Raw genomic sequence first — 16,798 nt, 5'->3', positions numbered from 1 at the left:
GTGAATAAAGAGGGTTAGCGGCAGTGTCAAGGCGCGGACTGTTGCTTGCATTCCCTGCGAGGGCCCCTGTGGCCCCCTCGGCTTGACACGACCGCGACTTTGGTGGCACCCCGCCGCCACGAGAGCGTTCTCCAGTAGATAGTGGAATGCATCGTGTGCAGGTGGCTGCACACCCGCCGGAGGCGCTGGAAGGCTTCTTCCGCGCGGGGTGTTTGCGGGGACCATTGACTGGCCGGGAACTTGCTTGTTCCGGCCCTTCATCGAGGAGTGGACGGTGGCGAGGTCTCTGCGGCAACGCTGGTTCGAGCGGTTCATCCACCTGGCCGTGTCGTGGCCCTGGCAGGTGCTGCTCGCCTTCGTCCTGCTGGCGGCCGGCGGTATGGCGCTGGCGTCGCGGTTGGAGTTCCGGGGCTCGTTCGTGGAGCTGCTGCCCCAGGGCGCCCGGGAAGTGAAAGATCTGACACGCGTGTCACAGAAGGCGGGGGGGGACGGGTACCTCGTCATCCTGGCGAAGGGGGACACCCCGGAGGGGCTCAAGGCCTACGCGACCGAGCTGAAGACCCGCCTGGAGGCGCTGCCGGAGGTCCGCTACGTCGAGCACCGTTATGACGTGGACTTCTTCCGCCGACACGGCCTGCTGCTACTGCCGGCGGAGAAGCTGGCCGCGCTGCGCAAGGATTTGGAGGCGCGGGTCCGCTACGAGCGCCAGCAGGCCAATCCCTTCTATATCGACCTGGGGGCCACGCCGCCGCCGCCCACGTTCGAGGAGATCGCGAAGAAGCACGCGCCCAACGCGCCCATGCGCGAGTACCTGGCCAACGCGGACGGCTCCGAGGTCTACCTGATGATCAAGCCGTCGGGGACGGCGGGGGACCTGGACTTCGCGCGGCGCTTCGTGGACCTGGCCATGGGCACCGGACGGACGCTGGCAAAGGAGCGTCATCCCTCCGTCCAGCTGGAGGCCACGGGCAACTTCCAGAACCGCATCGAGGAGGACGCGGTGATGCGCGGGGACCTGGCGCGCGCCGGCCTCCTGTCCGCGCTCATCGCCGTGGGGCTCATCCTGCTGGCCACCCGGCGCATCGCCGCGCTGGCGGTGGTGGGCATGCCCGTCATGGTGGGCCTGGTGCTGACGTTCGGAATCGCCTGGCTCGCCATCGGCCACCTGAACGTGGTGACGGGCTTCCTGGTGGCCATCCTCATCGGCCTGGGCATCGAGTACGGCGTGCACCTGTGCATGCGTTACTGGGAGGAGCGGCAGACGCTGTCCGCCCGTGACGCGATTGCCGCGGCGGTGCGGGGCACCTTCAGCGGAGCCCTCACCTCGGCGGTGACGAACGCGGCGGCCTTCTTCGTGCTGCTGCTGGCGCAGTTCCAGGCCTTCAACCAGTTCGGCTTCCTCGCGGGCCTGGGCGTGCTGCTGGCGGTGCTGGCCGCGTATGCGCTGGGGCCCTCGCTGCTGGCCATCGCCGAGCGCCTGCGCCCCGCGCGCCCCGACTCCGCGCCCGTCACGGCCTCGGCCTCCGAGCCCCCGGCGCCGAAGCCCGAGCGCGAGTGGAAGCGCTGGCCCACGCCGGTCATCGTCACCATCGCGCTGTCGGTGCTGGCCTTCGCGGTGTTCTCCGCCGTCATCGCGCCCCGGCTGGGGTTCGAGACGGACATGCGCAAGCTGAAGGGGGACTCGCCGGCCTCGCGCCTGGACGACCACGTCACCGCGCAGCTCGGCCAGCCGCTCAACCCGGCCATCTTCCTGGTGGAGGACCTGAAGCAGGCGGGGCAGGTGGAGGACGTCATCGCGGAGGTGAAGCGCCGCAACGGCGCCGGCTCCGTGTTCCTTCGCACCGCGTCCCTCAATGACCTGGTGCCGTCGGACCTGCAGCGGCGCGAGGCGGAGATCTCCGGCATCCGCACCCTGTTCCATGGACTCCCGCCGGCTGCGGAGGAGGACCCGCGGCTGCAGGACTTCCAGCGGATGCTGGAGGCGAAGCCCTACGGGCTGGACTCGCTGCCGGTGGAGGCGCGCCGCCGCTTCGAGGCCACGGACGGGAAGGGCACCTTCCTGCTGCTCTTCCCCTCGGTGTCCAACTACGACACGGAGGACCTGCGGCGCTGGGCGGCGCAGATCGACCAGGTGGTGGAGGCGACGAAGGCGCGCGGCATCGACATGGCGGTGCTGGACAGCAACCGCATCGCCGCGCGCATCTTCGCGCTGGTGCGCGGGGACGGGCCGCTCATCCTCTGGTCCGCGGCGGGCGTGGTGTTCTTCGTCATCCTCCTGAGCCTGCGCAGCTTCAAGCGCGCGCTGCTCGTCACCGGGCCGCTGTTCCTGGGCATGACGTGTCTGGCGGGCGGCATGTACCTCTTCGACGTGCAGCTCAACTTCATCAACGCGGTGGTGCTGCCCAACCTGCTCGCCATCGCCGTGGACAACTCGGTGCACCTCTTCCACCGGTATGAGGAAGAGGGGCCCGGCTCGCTCGGCAAGGTGGTGCGGCACACGGGGCTGGCGGCGGTGGTGGCCACGCTGTCGAACGCGGCCGGTTATGGCGCGCTGCTCGTCGCCAACCACCAGGGACTGCGCAGCATCGGTCAGATTGCGCTGCTCGGGGTCGTGTGCACCTTTCTGGGGACCACGGTCTTCTTCCCCGCGATGCTGGCCCTCCTGGAGCGGTGGAGCGGGCGGAAGGCCGCCCCGGAGGGGGAGATGGCTGTCGTTCGGAGCCTCGAGCTCGGCGTGGGCGGCGAGGCGCCGGGGGAGCGGAAGTCAGCGTGAGTACCTGGCCCTTCCAGAGAACGCGCGGCATCGTGGTCGCCAGGCGCGAGCGTGCGGTGCAGGTCCACCTCAGCTCGGTGGACATCATCGTCGTGATTGCCTGCTCGCTGGCGGCGCTGGTGCTCGTGGGCCCGGGCCGCTGGGCGCCGGATGCGCCAGGCAATGCCTGCATGTTCGCTTTCATGGCGGCGGGCCCGCTGGTGCTGCGCACGCTCGAGGCCACGTACCCATCGCGCCGGTGGCTCACCGTGCTGGCGGACTGGTGGCTGTTGCCCGTGGCGGTGATGTCACACGGCTGTCTGTCCCCGGTGGTGGACACGCTCAACCCCATCTTGATGGACGCGCAGTTGGTGGCGGCGGACCAGCGGCTGTTCGGGTTCCAGGCCGCGGTGGAGCTGGAGCGCATGGTGCCGCCCTGGCTCAACGACGTGCTGATGGTCTGCTACTACGGCCACTTCATCTGGGCGCTGGTGCTGGGCGTGGCGCTCTACAAGCGCGCGCGCGGGCCCATGTCCGAGTTCGACGAGTACCTCACCGGCCTGGGGCTGATGTTCTTCCTGAACTACGCGGCCTACTCGCTGGTGCCCGCGGTGGGGCCGCGCTACTTCCTCATCGACGCGTTCGACGGGCCGCTGCGGGGCGTGGTGCTGACGCCGCTGCTGGACTCGGTGATGCGCACGCCGCTGTACGCGCGGGACTGCTTCCCGTCGGGCCACACCGGCACCACGCTGCTGGTCCTCTTCTATGCGTGGCGGTTCTCCCGGCGGGTCTTCTGGGTCATGCTGGCACCGGGCCTTGGCCTCATCGTCGCCACGCTGGCCGGGCGCTTCCACTACGCCACGGACCTGGTGTGCGCGGTTCCGCTGGTGATGCTGGTGGTGGGGCTGGCCCTGGGGCTCTCCCGCGCCGCCCGCCAGCGCGAGGTCGAGAGGGCCGCGCGTTCCGTTCCGGTGGACGCTATCCTGCGGCCCTGAGAGCTGGCCGGCCCACACGTCGTCCCTTCCCACCCCCACCGGGCCCGGCCATGAGGAGCCTCCTTCCATGTCCAGGCCCGTGTCCGCGCAGCGCGTCTCCCGGTTCGGCACCACCGTCTTCTCCGAGTTCAGCGCGCTCGCCGCGAAGCACGGCGCCGTCAACCTGGGGCAGGGGTTCCCGGACTTCGACGGGCCGGAGGCCATCAAGGAGGCCGCGCAGCGCGCCATCCGCGACGGCGTGAATCAGTACGCCATGGGCATGGGCGCGAAGGACCTGCGCCAGGCCATCTCCGAGCACGCCGCGCGCTTCTACGGCCAGCAGGTGGACCCGGACACCATGGTGACGGTGACCAGCGGCGCCACCGAGGCCATCTTCGACGTGCTGCTGGGCCTGGTGGACCCGGGCGACGAGGTGGTCGCCTTCGAGCCGTTCTACGACTCGTACGACGCCAACATCACCTTCGTGGGCGCCACCGCGCGCTACGTGCCGCTGCGGCCGCCGGACGCCTCCCACCCGGAGTGGTGGTTCGACCGGGACGAGGTGCGCGCCGCGTTCGGACCGCGCACCCGCCTGCTCATCCTCAACTCGCCGCACAACCCCACCGGCAAGGTCTTCACCCGCGAGGAGTTGGAGTTCCTGGGCGGGCTGTGCGCCGAGTACGACGTGAAGGTGCTGTCGGACGAGGTGTACGAGCACATCGTCTTCGCCCCCGCCCGCCACCTCCGGCCGTCCACGCTGCCCGTGCTGGCGGACCGCACCGTCACGGTGAGCAGCGCCGGCAAGTCGTTCAGCCTCACCGGGTGGAAGGTGGGGTGGATCATCGCCCCGCCGCCGCTTCGTGACGCGGTGCAGCGGGCTCACCAGTTCGTGACGTTCGCCACGGCCTCGCCGCTGCAGGCGGCCATGGCGGCGGCGCTGCGGCTTCCGGACGCGTACTACGCGGAGCTGGCGGCGACGTACACGGCGAAGCGGGAGCGGCTGCTCGGCGGGCTGCGGGAGGCGGGGCTGACGGCGTACGCGCCGCAGGGGAGCTACTTCATCCTCGCGGACATCGCGCGGTACGGCTTCCCGGACGACATCGCCTTCTGCCGCCACCTGGTGTCCGAGGTGGGCGTGGCCGCCATTCCGCCCAGCGTCTTCTACGGCCCGGAGCACCGGCACCTGGGCCACGGGCTGGCGCGCTTCGCCTTCTGCAAGACGGACGCGGTGCTGGATGAAGCGGTGCGCCGCCTGCGTGCGAAGCTGGCGCCGCGTCGCTGAGCAACGGCGTCAACGCCGCGTGCCTTGCGAGGGTGGGGGGCGGGTGCTACATCCCCCGCGCCATGCCTGCGCGCACCGCTCCCAAGAAGAATGCCCGGTCCGTTGCTCCCCGTCGTGCCCCCGCCCAGACGTCCGGGAAGGCGGCACCCAAGCTGAAGGTCGCCCCCGCGCCCGCCGCGAAGAAGAAGGCGGGCAAGGCGCTCAAGTCCGCCAAGGCCGCGGTGAAGAAGGTGGTGGCCCGCGTGAAGAAGGCCTCGAAGAAGGACTCCACGTCGCGCGTCTATGAGGCCGCCACGGTGAAGGCCGTCGCCAGGGCCACGGAGAAGTGGGCGAAGGAGGACCTGGCGCAGACGACGGCGAAGATGCCGCTGCGCAAGAAGCAGTTCGTCACCGACTCCGGCATCCCCATTCCGGACCTCCTCACGCTGGCGGACCGCAAGGACGAGCGCCCCGAGCGCATCGGCCTGCCCGGGCAGTTCCCGTTCACCCGCGGCGTGCAGCCCACCATGTACCGGGGCCGCCTGTGGACGATGCGCCAGTTCGCGGGCTTCGGTACGCCCGAGGACACCAACAAGCGCTTCAAGTACCTCATCAGCCACGGCATGACGGGCCTCTCCACCGCCTTCGACATGCCGGCGCTGATGGGCTACGACGCCGACCACCCGATGAGCCGCGGCGAGGTCGGCAAGGAGGGCGTGGCCGTCTCCTCGCTGCGCGACTTCGAAATCCTCTTCGACGGCATCCAGCTCGACAAGGTCAGCACCTCGATGACCATCAATGCCAGCGCCATTGTCGCGCTGTGCATGTACATCGCGGTGGGTGAGAAGCAGGGCGTTCCGATGGCGAAGCTGGCCGGCACCATCCAGAACGACATGCTGAAGGAGTACATCGCGCAGAAGGAGTGGATCGTCGCGCCGCGGCCCGCCGTGCGCATCGTGACGGACATGATCGAGTTCTGCACGAAGCACATGCCGAAGTGGTACCCGGTCTCCATCAGCGGCTACCACATCCGCGAGGCCGGAGCGACGGCGGTGCAGGAGCTGGCCTTCACGCTGGCGGACGGCTTCGGCTACGTCGAGGAGTGCGTGAAGCGCGGCCTGGACGTGGACGCCTTCGCGCCGCAGCTCTCGTTCTTCTGGGACGTCCACAACGACTTCTTCGAGGAGATCGCCAAGTTCCGCGCCGCGCGCCGCATCTGGGCGAACGTGCTGAAGGACCGCTTCGGCGCGAAGAACGCGCGCTCCATGCAGCTCAAGACGCACGCGCAGACGGCGGGCGTGAGCCTCACCGCGCAGCAGCCGTACAACAACGTGGTGCGCACCGCGCTGCAGGCGCTGGCCGCGGTGCTGGGCGGCACGCAGTCCTTGCACACCAACTCGCTGGACGAGACGTACGCGCTGCCCACCGAGGAGTCGGTGACGATTGCGCTGCGCACCCAGCAGCTCATCGGCCACGAGTCGGGCGTGGACCGCGTGGTGGACCCGCTCGCGGGCAGCTACTACGTGGAGTACCTCACCGACGAGATGGAGAAGCGGGCGATGGACTACATCCGCCGCATCGACGACATGGGCGGCATCATCCGCGCGGTGGAGGAGGGCTACCCGCAGAAGGAGATTGGCGAGAGCGCCTACCGCTTCCAGCGCGAGGTGGAGCAGGGCGACCGGCTCATCGTCGGCGTCAACGCCTTCAAGTCGAACAGCGACACGCCCATCGAGCTGCTCCACATCGACGAGAAGGTGGCGGAGGACCAGAAGGCCCGGCTGGCGCAGGTGAAGGCCGAGCGCAACGGCGCCGCGGTGGAGGCCGCGCTGGCGAAGGTGGAGGCCGCGTGCCGCGGCACGGACAACCTGATGCCGCCGGTGCTGGAGGCCGTGAAGGCCTACGCCACGCTCGGGGAGATCTGCGACGTGTTCCGCAAGGTCTGGGGCCAGTACCGCGAGGGCGGCGCGTTCTAGGCGCTGCTCCGGCGGGACGCTGCTTCCCGTCCACGGAAGCAGCACACCCCACGGACGAGCCTCCCGGTGAGCTTCTTCGGCGAACTCTACCTGCGCAGCACGTTGCCCTTCCTCTCCGAGGCCGTCACGGCCCGGGAGGCGGAGTACCTCGCGCGGGCCTTCGCCGACGTGCCCGGCCCGGCTCCCATTGTCGACCTGGGCTGTGGCCATGGACGCCACGCCTCGCGACTCAATGCGTCAGGCCCGCTGGCCGGGCGCATCATCGGCCTGGAGCTGGACGCGCTGTCCCTGTCCATGCGCCGGCCGGGCTTTCCGGCGGTGCAGGGGGACTTGAGGGCCCTGCCGTTCCGCCCGGCGTCCCTGGCCGGGGCCTACGCCTGGTACTCGACACTCTTCGCCTTCACGGACGAGGAGCACGTGCACATCCTCCGCGAGGTGGCGCGGGTGCTGCGGCCGGGAGGGCGGTTGGTGTTCCAGACGGTGCCGTACGAGCGGTTGGCGGAGTCGCCCGGCGCGGCATTCCAACAGACGCTGCCGGATGGGAGCGTGCTGGAGGAGCAGAGCCGCTTCGACCCCGTTACTGGAAGGGATGAGGGGCGGCGGACACTCACCCTACCGACCGGTCGGCGTCTCACCGCGTCATATTCCATCCGCTACTATCCGCTTGCGGAACTGAGACGACTGTTGGAAAGCACGGGCTTTTCAATCGCTTGGGTGCATGGTGGGCTGGAAGGTGAGTCGCCGGCACGGCAGTCGACCGACCTGATTGTGGGAGCAGGGCTTCAACATGGCTGAGAGGAAGCTGCGGATTCTGGTGGCCAAGCCTGGCCTGGACGGGCACGACCGCGGGGCGAAGATCATCGCCCGGGCCTTGCGCGATGCGGGCATGGAGGTCATCTACACGGGGCTGCATCAGACGCCCGAGATGATCGTCAACGCCGCCATCCAGGAGGACGTCGACGCGATCGGCATGAGCATCATGTCCGGCGCGCACATGACGCTCTTCCCGGCGGTGATTGATCTGCTGAAGACGAACAAGGCGGACGACATCCGCGTGTTCGGCGGAGGCATCATCCCGGACGACGACATCCCCAAGCTCAAGGGCATGGGCGTGACGGAGATCTTCACGCCCGGAAGCTCGACGCAGGACATCGTCCAGTGGATCCGAACCAACATCCCCGAGCGCGTCTAGGCTGGCTGGGCCAGCTCCCGAAGCGGGTCGACGTGTATGAGGTCGGCCCCCGGGACGGCTTGCAGAACGAGCTGCGCACGCTGCCCACCCGGGACAAGGCTCGGCTGATCGACGCGCTGGTCGCCGCGGGCGAGAAGCGCATCGAAGTCACGTCCTTCGTGTCCCCGAAGTGGATTCCCCAGCTCGCGGACGCGGAGGAGCTGCTGCGTCTGGTGGGACGGCGGGAGGGCGTCGTGTTCTCCGCGCTCGTGCCCAACCTGAAGGGCTTGCAGCGCGCCCGGGAGGCGGGCCTGGAGGAGGCGGCGATCTTCATCTCCGCGTCCGAGGCCCACTCGAAGAAGAACATCAACAAGAGCATCGCCGAGGCCCTGGCGGGCGCGCGCGAGGTGACGGCGGCGGCCCTCCAGGCCGGCATGCGCGTGCGCGGCTACCTGTCCACGGTGTGGGGATGCCCGTACGAGGGCCACGTGCCGGTGGAGCGGGTGGTGGACATCTGCCGCCAGCTCGTGGACGCGGGCATCTACCAGCTCAGCCTGGGGGACACGATTGGCGTGGGCACTCCGCGCCAGACGGAGGAGATCCTCGAGGCGCTGCTGCGGCACATCCCCGTGGAGAAGCTGGCGCTGCACCTGCACGACACGCGTGGCACCGCGCTGGCCAACGCGCTGGTGGGCCTGTCCGCCGGGGTGACGACCTTCGACGCGAGCATCGGCGGGCTGGGCGGCTGCCCCTACGCCCCGGGCGCGGCGGGCAACCTGGCCACCGAGGACGCGGTCTTCATGCTGCACGGCATGGGCGTGGAGACGGGCATCAACCTGGACAAGCTGGTGGAGGCCGGGGAGATCGCCCAGGAGCTCATTGGCCGGAAGCTGGCCGGCAAGTACCTGCAGGCCGCGCTCGGCGAGCGGGAGAAGAAGGCCTCCCGCGGCGCTCGGACCTGAGCGCCGCGTTACGTGGGGGCCCTGGAATACCGCGCTGGATGTTTCAGGAGCCCCCATGAAGCTGCGCCCCTACACCCGTGAGGACCGTGACGCGGTCCTCGCCGTCTTCCGCAGCAACATCCCCGGCTCCTTCGAGCCGCACGAGGAGCCGGAGTTCCTCCGCTTCGTGGACACGGCCCCCGGTCCGTACTGGGTGGTCGAGGAGGCGGGGCGCGTGGTGGCCTGCGGCGGCATCGCCTGGAAGGACGGGCGGGTGGACCTGTGCTGGGGCATGGTGGAGCAGGCGCTGCACCGTCAGGGCATTGGACTGGCCCTCACCGCCTTCCGGCTCCGCCAGGCGTGTGAGGTTCCCGATGCGCGCGAGGTGCACCTGAACACCAGCAGCGACACGGTGGGCTTCTACACACGCCTGGGCTTCAGCGTCGACCGCACGGTGGAGGACGCCATCCGCCCGGGGCTGCACCTGCTCTACCTGCACCTGGACCTCACCGAGACGAGCCGCGGCCAGTTGCTCGAGCGGCTGTCACTGCTCGGCCAGGAGAGGCCCCAGCTCACGCTGGAGCTCGCGGCGCATGGGGCGGGAGAGGGCAACGCCCCCTGAGTGGGCCTACTGCCCACTCAGCATCGAGTCCAGCCGCTCCCGCATGCCCAGGTGGCTGGCGGCGGACTCCAGCATGCGCCGCTCCTTGCGGTCGATGCGGCCGTCCACCATGGCCATCTCCACGATGTTGCGGAGGAAGACCTCGGCCTCGGGGGTGCCGCGCGGCACCAGCCGCTCGAAGAGCTGCGGGCCGGCGCCCAGGGCCATCTCCACGTTGGCCCACTCCACGCCCCAGCGCTCCGCGCACAGCTTGAGCAGCTTGCGCTCGCCGCCGCTGACCTGTCCGTCCGCGGCGGCGATGGCGGCCATCATGTAGAGCAGCCGCTGGCGCTCCTGCACGTCCATCACCACGTCGGCGCGAGGGGCGGCGGCATGCTCCAGGGCCTTCTCCGCGGCCACGGCCTCGCGGAGCACGACGGCCTGGTACCGCTGGTCTCGCGCCACGCTCCACGCCTCGTAGGGGAGGGCGGACTCCAGCACCCAGTCCCGCTCACCACTGCCGAGCTGCGTGCCGCAGAAGTCGCAGGTGCTCGCCGCGCTGTCGGTCAGCGTGGCGTTGCACTGCGGGCAGCGGTCGGTGGACATGCCGTTGTCGGTGTTCGTCCGCGCGCCATGCTTGCGCGTCAGGGTGAAGACGAAGCGCTGCGGCACCGTGGGCAGTTGTGGCGGCCTCTCGTTGGCGGGCCCCACGCCCATGCGTGCGCTCCAGCGGATCTCCACGTGCGCCCTGTCATGGCCCGCCGGGTCCACCTCGAAGGTGCGGACGTCCACCGAGCCCACGGCGCACTCCAGGAACACGCGGCGACGGCCCTTGCGGCGCAGGTCCTCCAGCTCGCCACCCAGCCGCTGGAGGGCCTCCGCGTTGGCCACCTTGGCCAGGGGCTTCGTGTCCCCGCGGCTCTGCGCGTCAATCCACCTCCAGAACAGCAGCGAGGCGCGGTCCTCGAGCATCTCCAGGTTGAGCGCGGGGTCCGCCTCGCGCGCCTGGAGCAGGCCGTCCACCGGCTTGAGGAAGTGCTCGTGCTCCACGCCCTGGGTAATCTCGGACAGCGTCCAGTCGTAGTTGCCGGAGTTCACCACCGCGCCGCAGTACTCGCAGCGGTTGGCCGCGCCGCCCGCGTACGGGGCGCCGCAGTTGGGGCACTTGCCCTGGTACAGGTCCGCGCCCACGCGCGTCTGCGCGCCGGGCTTGCGCACGAAGGTCCACACCTCCGTGAAGGACTCCGGCCGCGCCTGGCGGGCCGCCTCCGTGGCCTGCGCATCGCTGTAGGACGCGGGCACGTCGGTGTCGCGCATCCGCGCGTGGATGCGCACGTGGATGCTGTCGAACCACTGGCTCTGCTCCAGCCCGATGAGCTGGACGTCGAGCACCTGGAAGTCCGCAATCGCGTCACGCACGCCCTGGGCCGCGAGGAGCTGGAGCTGCACGTTGAAGCGCTGCCAGGTGGCGTCCGACAGGAAGGGCCGCACCGGCGTCATGTCGCGCTGGAACCACGCCTTCTGCAGCTCCAGGAAGAGCCACCGGGACTTGTCCAGCATCGGCTGGAGCTCGAACGCGGGGTCCCTCAGCTTCAGGGCATTCACCCAGCCCGTCACGTCCCCCTGGGAGACCTGGGTGCGACGCTCCGCCTCTCGCTGCTCGAGGGCGCGGCGGGTGGTGGCGTCCGGGTGCAGGTTGCGCTTGTAGAGCCAGTACGCCACGAAGCCGATGGCGATCAGCGGCAGCATCACCTTCGGGTAGCGGATGACCAGCATGAACAGCTCGTGGATGAGCCAGAGGGGGAGGCCCCCACCGCCGTCCCCGTCGTCGGACGAGGGGCGGGTGTAGTGCTCGCCGCCACCACCCCGGGCCAGGGCGTCCAGGGGAGCGGCCAGGGCCAGCAGGGCGAGGGCGGTGGGCAGCCAGGGGGTCCACCGGGAGAGCCGAAGGTGCGCGGTGCGCGAAAGCATGTCCCCAATCGTAACCGTTTCCGCCTTGCCAGACCGGGCTTCCCGCCGCACTCTGCCGCGTCCCAGGGCGGCCCGCCGGACGGGCCCGGAGAGGGGAGCGCACATGCCGGAATTCAAGGTCGACGCACGGGGAGCCATCGAGATCTGGACCATCGACGGCGAGGGCCGCCGCAATGCCATCAGCCGGGCCATGCTCAAGGAGCTGGGCGAGCTGGTGGCGCGCGTGTCCTCGGGCCGTCAGGTGCGCGCCGTCATCATCACCGGCGCGGGCGACAAGGCCTTCTGCGCGGGCGCGGACCTGAAGGAGCGCGCCGGCATGGCCGAGGACGAGGTCCGGGCCTTCCTGGACGGCCTGCGCCGCACCTTCCGCGCCATCGAGAAGAGCGACTGTGTCTTCATCGCCGCCATCAACGGCGCGGCCTTCGGCGGCGGCACGGAGCTGGCGCTGTCCTGTGACTTGCGCGTGGCGGCCCCGGCGGCCGAGCTGGGGCTCACCGAGGTGAAGCTGGGCATCATTCCCGGTGGCGGAGGGACGCAGCGGCTGGCGCGGCTGATTGGCCCGGGCCGGGCCAAGGACCTCATCCTCACCGCGCGCCGCATCAACGCGGCGGAGGCCTTCAGCGTGGGGCTGGTCAACCGGCTGGCGCCGGAGGGGCACCTGCTGGAGGTGGCCTTCGGGCTCGCCGAGGCGGTGGTGGAGAATGCCCCCGTCGCCGTGGCCACGGCCAAGCACTCCATCGACGAGGGCACCGGCCTGGAGCTGGACGACGCGCTCGCGCTGGAGCTGCGCAAGTACGAGGAGGTCCTCAAGACGGAGGACCGGCTGGAGGGCCTGCGCGCCTTCGCGGAGAAGCGGCCTCCCGTCTACAAGGGCCGGTAGGAAAAACACCCGGGGCGGTGGCCCGGTTGACCCAGGCCCCGCCCCGAAGCACTGACGTCAGGCTTTTGGCCGGAAGCTCCAGGCGCCTCAGGCGTTGGCGGTCTTCTCGCCGCCGATGCCGATGTTCTGCTTGCTCATGTAGCCCATCGCCTTGTCCTTGACGGTGGTGCGCAGCTCGGTGCCCGTCTTCGGGGCCAGGAGCAGCGCGGCCACGCCGCCGGCGGCCACTCCGATGAGGAAGACGCCGATGCCGCCCAGGCCGACGCGCGCGGGCTTGTAGGTGGTGAGCCCCACCAGACGCAGCACGTCATCCGCGTCCATGTCCTCCCACCGCTCCTTCGCCGCGCGGGGCAGGTCACTGATCAGCTTCCGTGCCACCAACTTCCGGGCGAGGTCGCTCTTGGCCAACCCCTTCGCCATCCACGTGGTCTTCTTCGCTGCGAACATGCGTCCCTCCAGGGCCAGATGATTGCCGGAGGCGTTTTCGCTCGCGTGTGACGCCCCCGTGAGGCTCCAAGGTAGGCAGGGGAGCCATCAGCGGCACCCCCCGCGCCCCCTCGTTCACACACTGCGTCGTAAGCTGGACGTCATGCCGCGGTGCGCCCTCGGCGAGATGGCAGCCAGGCGGGGACCTTTCTGCTATGTCGCCCGGGCCATGTCCCAAGACTCGAAGCTGCTGGAGAAGATCGCCCAGGTAGAGAAGGGTGGTGCGGAGAAGTACCACGCGAAGAACAAGGAGGCGGGCAAGCTGTTCGCCCGCGAGCGCATCCGCCTGCTGGTGGATGAGGGCTCCTTCGTCGAGGACGCGAAGCTCGCCAACAACCAGGACCCCGAGCTGCCCTCGGACGGCGTCATCATCGGCCTCGGCAAGGTGGCCGGCCGCACCGTGGCCATCATGGCCAACGACTCCACGGTGAAGGCCGGAAGCTGGGGCGCCCGCACGGTGGAGAAGATCCTCCGCATCCAGGAGACGGCCCGCTCGCTCCGCTGCCCGCTCCTCTACCTGGTGGACTCCGCCGGGGCCCGCATCACCGACCAGGTGGAGATGTTCCCCGGCCGCCGTGGCGCCGGCCGCATCTTCTACAACGAAGTGCACATGTCCGGCTTCGTGCCCCAGGTGTGCCTGCTCTTCGGGCCCTCCGCCGCCGGTGGCGCGTACATCCCCGCGTTCTGCGACCTGGTCATCATGGTGGACGGCAACGCCTCCATGTACCTGGGCAGCCCGCGCATGGCGGAGATGGTGATTGGCGAGAAGGTGACGCTGGAGGAGATGGGCGGCGCGAAGATGCACTGCTCCATCTCCGGCGTCGGCGACGTGCTGGTGAAGACGGAGGAGGAGGCCATCGCCGCGGCGAAGAAGTACATCGGCTTCTTCCCGGAGAACTTCAGCCAGCGCCCCCCCGAGGCGCCCGCGCTCGCGCCCAGGGCCAGCGGCAAGCGCGTGGACGAGATCGTCCCCGCGGACCAGAACAAGCCCTTCGACATGCATGCGCTCATCAAGGAGCTCATCGACGAGGACAGCTGGTTCGAGGTGAAGAAGCTCTTCGCCCAGGAGCTCATCACGGGCCTCGCCCGCATCGACGGCATGCCGGTGGGCATCGTCGCCAACCAGCCCAAGTACAAGGGCGGCGTGCTGTTCGTGGACAGCGCGGACAAGGCGGCGCGCTTCATCTGGCTGTGTGACGCGTTCAACATCCCGCTGCTCTACCTGGCGGACGTGCCGGGCTTCATGATCGGCACCAAGGTGGAGCGGGCCGGCATCATCCGCGCCGGCGCGAAGATGATCTCCGCGGTGTCCGAGGCCAGCGTGCCCAGGATCTGCGTGGTGGTGCGCAAGGCGTACGGCGCCGGCCTGTACGCCATGAGCGGCCCGGGCTTCGCCCCGGACGCCACCCTGGCCCTGCCGGGGGCGATGATCGCCGTCATGGGCCCGGAGGCGGCCGTCAATGCCGTCTACTACAACAAGATCCAGGAGCTGCCGGAGGCCGAGCGGCCGGCCTTCGTCCAGAAGCTCCGCGACGAGTACAAGGCCGACGTGGACATCTACAAGCTGGCCAGCGAGCTGGTCATCGACGAGATCGTCCCCGGTGACCGCCTGCGTCAGGAGCTGGCCCAGCGTTACAAGCTGTACTCCCAGCGCAACGCCCCCCGTGCCGAGAAGAAGCACGGTGTCTATCCCGTCTGAGTAGGAAAACTTCCTCCTTTCGTAAGGCCCGGCCCGCGCCGGGTCGCTCTGCTATAGATCCTGCCGACACCATGGATTTCGAACTTCCTGAAAGCCACCGCGCCCTCCAGTCCTCCCTCCGAGACTTCTGCGAACGCCGGGTGAAGCCGCATGCCCGCGAGTGGGACAAGGAGGAGAAGTTCCCGATGGAGGTCGTGCGGGAGCTGGGGCAACTGGGCGTCATGGGCATGCTGGTCACCGAGGAGTACGGCGGGGCCGCCATGGACTCACTCGCGGTGGCGGTCGCCGTGGAGGAGATCGCCCGCTATGACGGCTCGCTGGCGCTGACGGTGGCCAGCCACAACGGCCTGGGTACCAGCCACCTGCGCGTGTTCGGCAACGACGCCCAGCGCAAGAAGTACCTGCCCAGGCTGGCCACCGGCGAGTACCTCGGAGCCTGGGGCCTCACCGAGCCGGGCTCCGGCTCGGACGCCTCCGGCATGAAGACCACGGCCGTGCGCCACGGCGACAAGTGGGTGCTCAACGGCTCCAAGATGTTCATCACCCAGGGCACCGTGGGCGACGTCTTCGTGGTGCTGGCGGTGACGTCCCCGGAGAAGCGGCAGAAGGGCATCACCGCCTTCCTGCTGGAGAAGGGGATGCCGGGGTTCAGCCAGCGCGCCATCCACGGCAAGCTGGGCATGCGCTCGTCGGACACGGCCGAGCTGGTGATGGAGAACGTGGAGGTGCCCGACGCCAACCGCGTGGGCGAGGTGGACCACGGCTTCATCGACACGATGAAGATCCTCGACAAGGGCCGCATCACCATCGGCGCGCTGGCGGTGGGCCTGGGCCGGGGCGCGCTGGAGGAGTCCATCCGCTACTCGCGCGAGCGCACCGCGTTCGGCCAGCCCATCAGCGAGTTCCAGGGCCTGCGCTGGATGATGGCGGACATGAAGACGGAGATGGACGCGGCGCGGCTGCTGGTGCACCGCGCGGCCCGGCTCGCGGACGAGGGCAAGCCGTACTCGAAGGAAGCCTCCATGGCGAAGCTCTATGCCTCCGAGGCGGCCATGCGCGCCTGCAACAAGGCGGTGCAGATCCACGGCGGCTACGGCTACACCCGTGAGTTCCCCGTCGAGCGCTACCTCCGCGACGCCAAGCTCTGCGAGATTGGCGAGGGTACGAGCGAGATCCAGCGCACGATCATCGCCCGCGAGATCTTCAAAGGGGCGTGATGGACACCGCGAGGCTGGAGGGACTCGGGCTGCAGGTGAGGGAAGACGCGGCCGGCACCGAAGCGGTGCTGGACCTGGAGTCGTCCCCGCTGGTGAATCCCGTCACCCGGGCCTTCATCCCCGAGGTGACCTTCCAGGTGATGGGAGATCGGCTCATCCCCATCGCCCCGGCGGCGGTGGTGGGGCTGGCCCCCATCCTGGTGGGCGCGCTCAGCGACGTCTCGGACATCGAGGCGCTGCTGTCGGACGCGTTCAACGAGCACATCTTCCACGTGCAGCGGCGCTCCGCGGAGCTGCAGGTGCTCGGCCTGACGCCCCGCGTGGACCCGCAGACGCTGGAGCTGTCCACCGAGGTGGTGGACGGGGACCTGGCCGTCACGCTGGTGGCGGACCGGCTGGGCAACTTCCGGGTGGCCCGCGTGGTGCGGGGCCGCGAGGAGCTGCCGACCAACGGCGGGCACACGCTGGAGCTGTCGGAGTTCCGCGAGCGGGCGGCGCTCACGGGCTACCTGGCGGCGCTGTTCGGCGAGCCGGCCGCCCGGCCGCAGCCCGCGCCCGTGGGGGCCGGGCTGGTGCGCTTCGCGGACATCGTGGAGAAGTTCGGGGCGGAGGCCCTGGTGCCGCCCCGCAGCGGACTGGAGCTGCTGGCGCAGCTCCAGGTGGACGGCAGGCCGTACCGCTTCGCCGCCGCGAGGGTGGCGGGACGCACGTTCCGGGGCCTGCTGGCGGGGCCTCGGGGCAAGGTGTGGGCGGGGCGGTTCGAGCTGGATGAATTTCCCGGCATCGTCCGGATGGTGGCGGACCTGCTGAAGGTCCCCCCCGAGGCCGTGAGGCTGGTGGGTCCGGACGCGCCACAGGAGTGAACGACG

Annotated in this window: 14 protein-coding genes; 12 read left to right on the top strand and 2 right to left on the bottom strand. The window is 69.8% G+C overall.

Going from position 1 to position 16,798, the window contains the following annotated elements; all coding sequences use genetic code 11:
* Positions 1–274: 274 nt before the first annotated feature.
* The 8 genes from K8638_RS37245 (at position 275) to K8638_RS37210 (ending at position 9,697) form a co-directional block, all read left to right on the top strand.
* Positions 275–2,773 carry an MMPL family transporter gene (locus K8638_RS37245; RefSeq protein WP_223759485.1) on the top strand — a complete coding sequence of 833 codons (2,499 nt, stop codon included), beginning with the start codon at positions 275–277 and terminating at the stop codon, positions 2,771–2,773.
* Positions 2,770–3,747, top strand: a complete 978-nt coding sequence (locus K8638_RS37240) for a phosphatase PAP2 family protein (RefSeq protein WP_223759484.1) — start codon at positions 2,770–2,772, stop codon at positions 3,745–3,747. Before K8638_RS37245 ends, K8638_RS37240 begins: the two co-directional genes overlap by 4 nt.
* Before the next feature lie 67 nt (positions 3,748–3,814).
* Positions 3,815–5,008: an aminotransferase class I/II-fold pyridoxal phosphate-dependent enzyme gene (locus K8638_RS37235; RefSeq protein WP_223759483.1), complete on the top strand. Its 1,194-nt coding sequence runs from the start codon at positions 3,815–3,817 to the stop codon at positions 5,006–5,008.
* 62 nt (positions 5,009–5,070) lie between these two features.
* The gene (locus K8638_RS37230; RefSeq protein ID WP_305071221.1) at positions 5,071–6,963 is read left to right on the top strand and encodes a methylmalonyl-CoA mutase; all 1,893 of its coding nucleotides are present in this window, start codon (positions 5,071–5,073) and stop codon (positions 6,961–6,963) included.
* Positions 6,964–7,029: 66 nt separating this feature from the next.
* Positions 7,030–7,758, top strand: a complete 729-nt coding sequence (locus K8638_RS37225) for a class I SAM-dependent methyltransferase (RefSeq protein WP_223759482.1) — start codon at positions 7,030–7,032, stop codon at positions 7,756–7,758.
* On the top strand, positions 7,751–8,155 hold the full coding sequence (locus K8638_RS37220; protein ID WP_223759481.1) for a cobalamin B12-binding domain-containing protein: 405 nt from the start codon (positions 7,751–7,753) through the stop codon (positions 8,153–8,155). The genes K8638_RS37225 and K8638_RS37220 overlap by 8 nt, the downstream gene beginning before the upstream one ends.
* Positions 8,122–9,096 carry a hydroxymethylglutaryl-CoA lyase gene (locus tag K8638_RS37215; protein ID WP_223759480.1) on the top strand — a complete coding sequence of 325 codons (975 nt, stop codon included), beginning with the start codon at positions 8,122–8,124 and terminating at the stop codon, positions 9,094–9,096. Before K8638_RS37220 ends, K8638_RS37215 begins: the two co-directional genes overlap by 34 nt.
* 55 nt (positions 9,097–9,151) lie before the next feature.
* Positions 9,152–9,697, top strand: a complete 546-nt coding sequence (locus tag K8638_RS37210; protein ID WP_223759479.1) for a GNAT family N-acetyltransferase — start codon at positions 9,152–9,154, stop codon at positions 9,695–9,697.
* 6 nt (positions 9,698–9,703) lie between these two features.
* On the opposite strand, the gene K8638_RS37205 is transcribed toward K8638_RS37210, so the two are convergent.
* A complete protein-coding gene (locus tag K8638_RS37205; RefSeq protein WP_223759478.1) occupies positions 9,704–11,647 on the bottom strand; it encodes a TIM44-like domain-containing protein in 1,944 nt (647 codons plus the stop codon).
* 103 nt (positions 11,648–11,750) lie between these two features.
* Between K8638_RS37205 and K8638_RS37200 the strand changes: the two genes are divergently transcribed.
* Complete coding sequence (locus K8638_RS37200) at positions 11,751–12,527, top strand: enoyl-CoA hydratase-related protein (RefSeq protein WP_223759477.1); 777 nt, start codon at positions 11,751–11,753, stop codon at positions 12,525–12,527.
* Positions 12,528–12,614: 87 nt separating this feature from the next.
* Here the strand turns inward: K8638_RS37200 and K8638_RS37195 are convergent, their stop codons facing one another.
* Complete coding sequence (locus tag K8638_RS37195; RefSeq protein WP_223759476.1) at positions 12,615–12,974, bottom strand: YtxH domain-containing protein; 360 nt, start codon at positions 12,972–12,974, stop codon at positions 12,615–12,617.
* 208 nt (positions 12,975–13,182) lie between these two features.
* Between K8638_RS37195 and K8638_RS37190 the strand changes: the two genes are divergently transcribed.
* The 3 genes from K8638_RS37190 to K8638_RS37180 all read left to right on the top strand — a co-directional run bounded on the left by K8638_RS37190 (position 13,183) and on the right by K8638_RS37180 (position 16,792).
* Positions 13,183–14,712, top strand: coding sequence for an acyl-CoA carboxylase subunit beta (locus K8638_RS37190; protein ID WP_223759475.1), 1,530 nt, complete (start codon positions 13,183–13,185; stop codon positions 14,710–14,712).
* Between the two features lie 71 nt (positions 14,713–14,783).
* A complete protein-coding gene (locus tag K8638_RS37185) occupies positions 14,784–15,929 on the top strand; it encodes an acyl-CoA dehydrogenase family protein (protein WP_223759474.1) in 1,146 nt (381 codons plus the stop codon).
* On the top strand, positions 15,929–16,792 hold the full coding sequence (locus K8638_RS37180; protein WP_223759473.1) for a hypothetical protein: 864 nt from the start codon (positions 15,929–15,931) through the stop codon (positions 16,790–16,792). The genes K8638_RS37185 and K8638_RS37180 overlap by 1 nt, the downstream gene beginning before the upstream one ends.
* The last annotated feature ends 6 nt before the right edge of the window (positions 16,793–16,798 follow it).

This window comes from Myxococcus sp. RHSTA-1-4, from assembly GCF_020037125.1.
Taxonomy (GTDB): domain Bacteria; phylum Myxococcota; class Myxococcia; order Myxococcales; family Myxococcaceae; genus Myxococcus.
The sequence above is the reverse complement of the archived record's forward strand: the minus strand, read 5'-3'. Positions and strand labels throughout refer to the sequence as shown.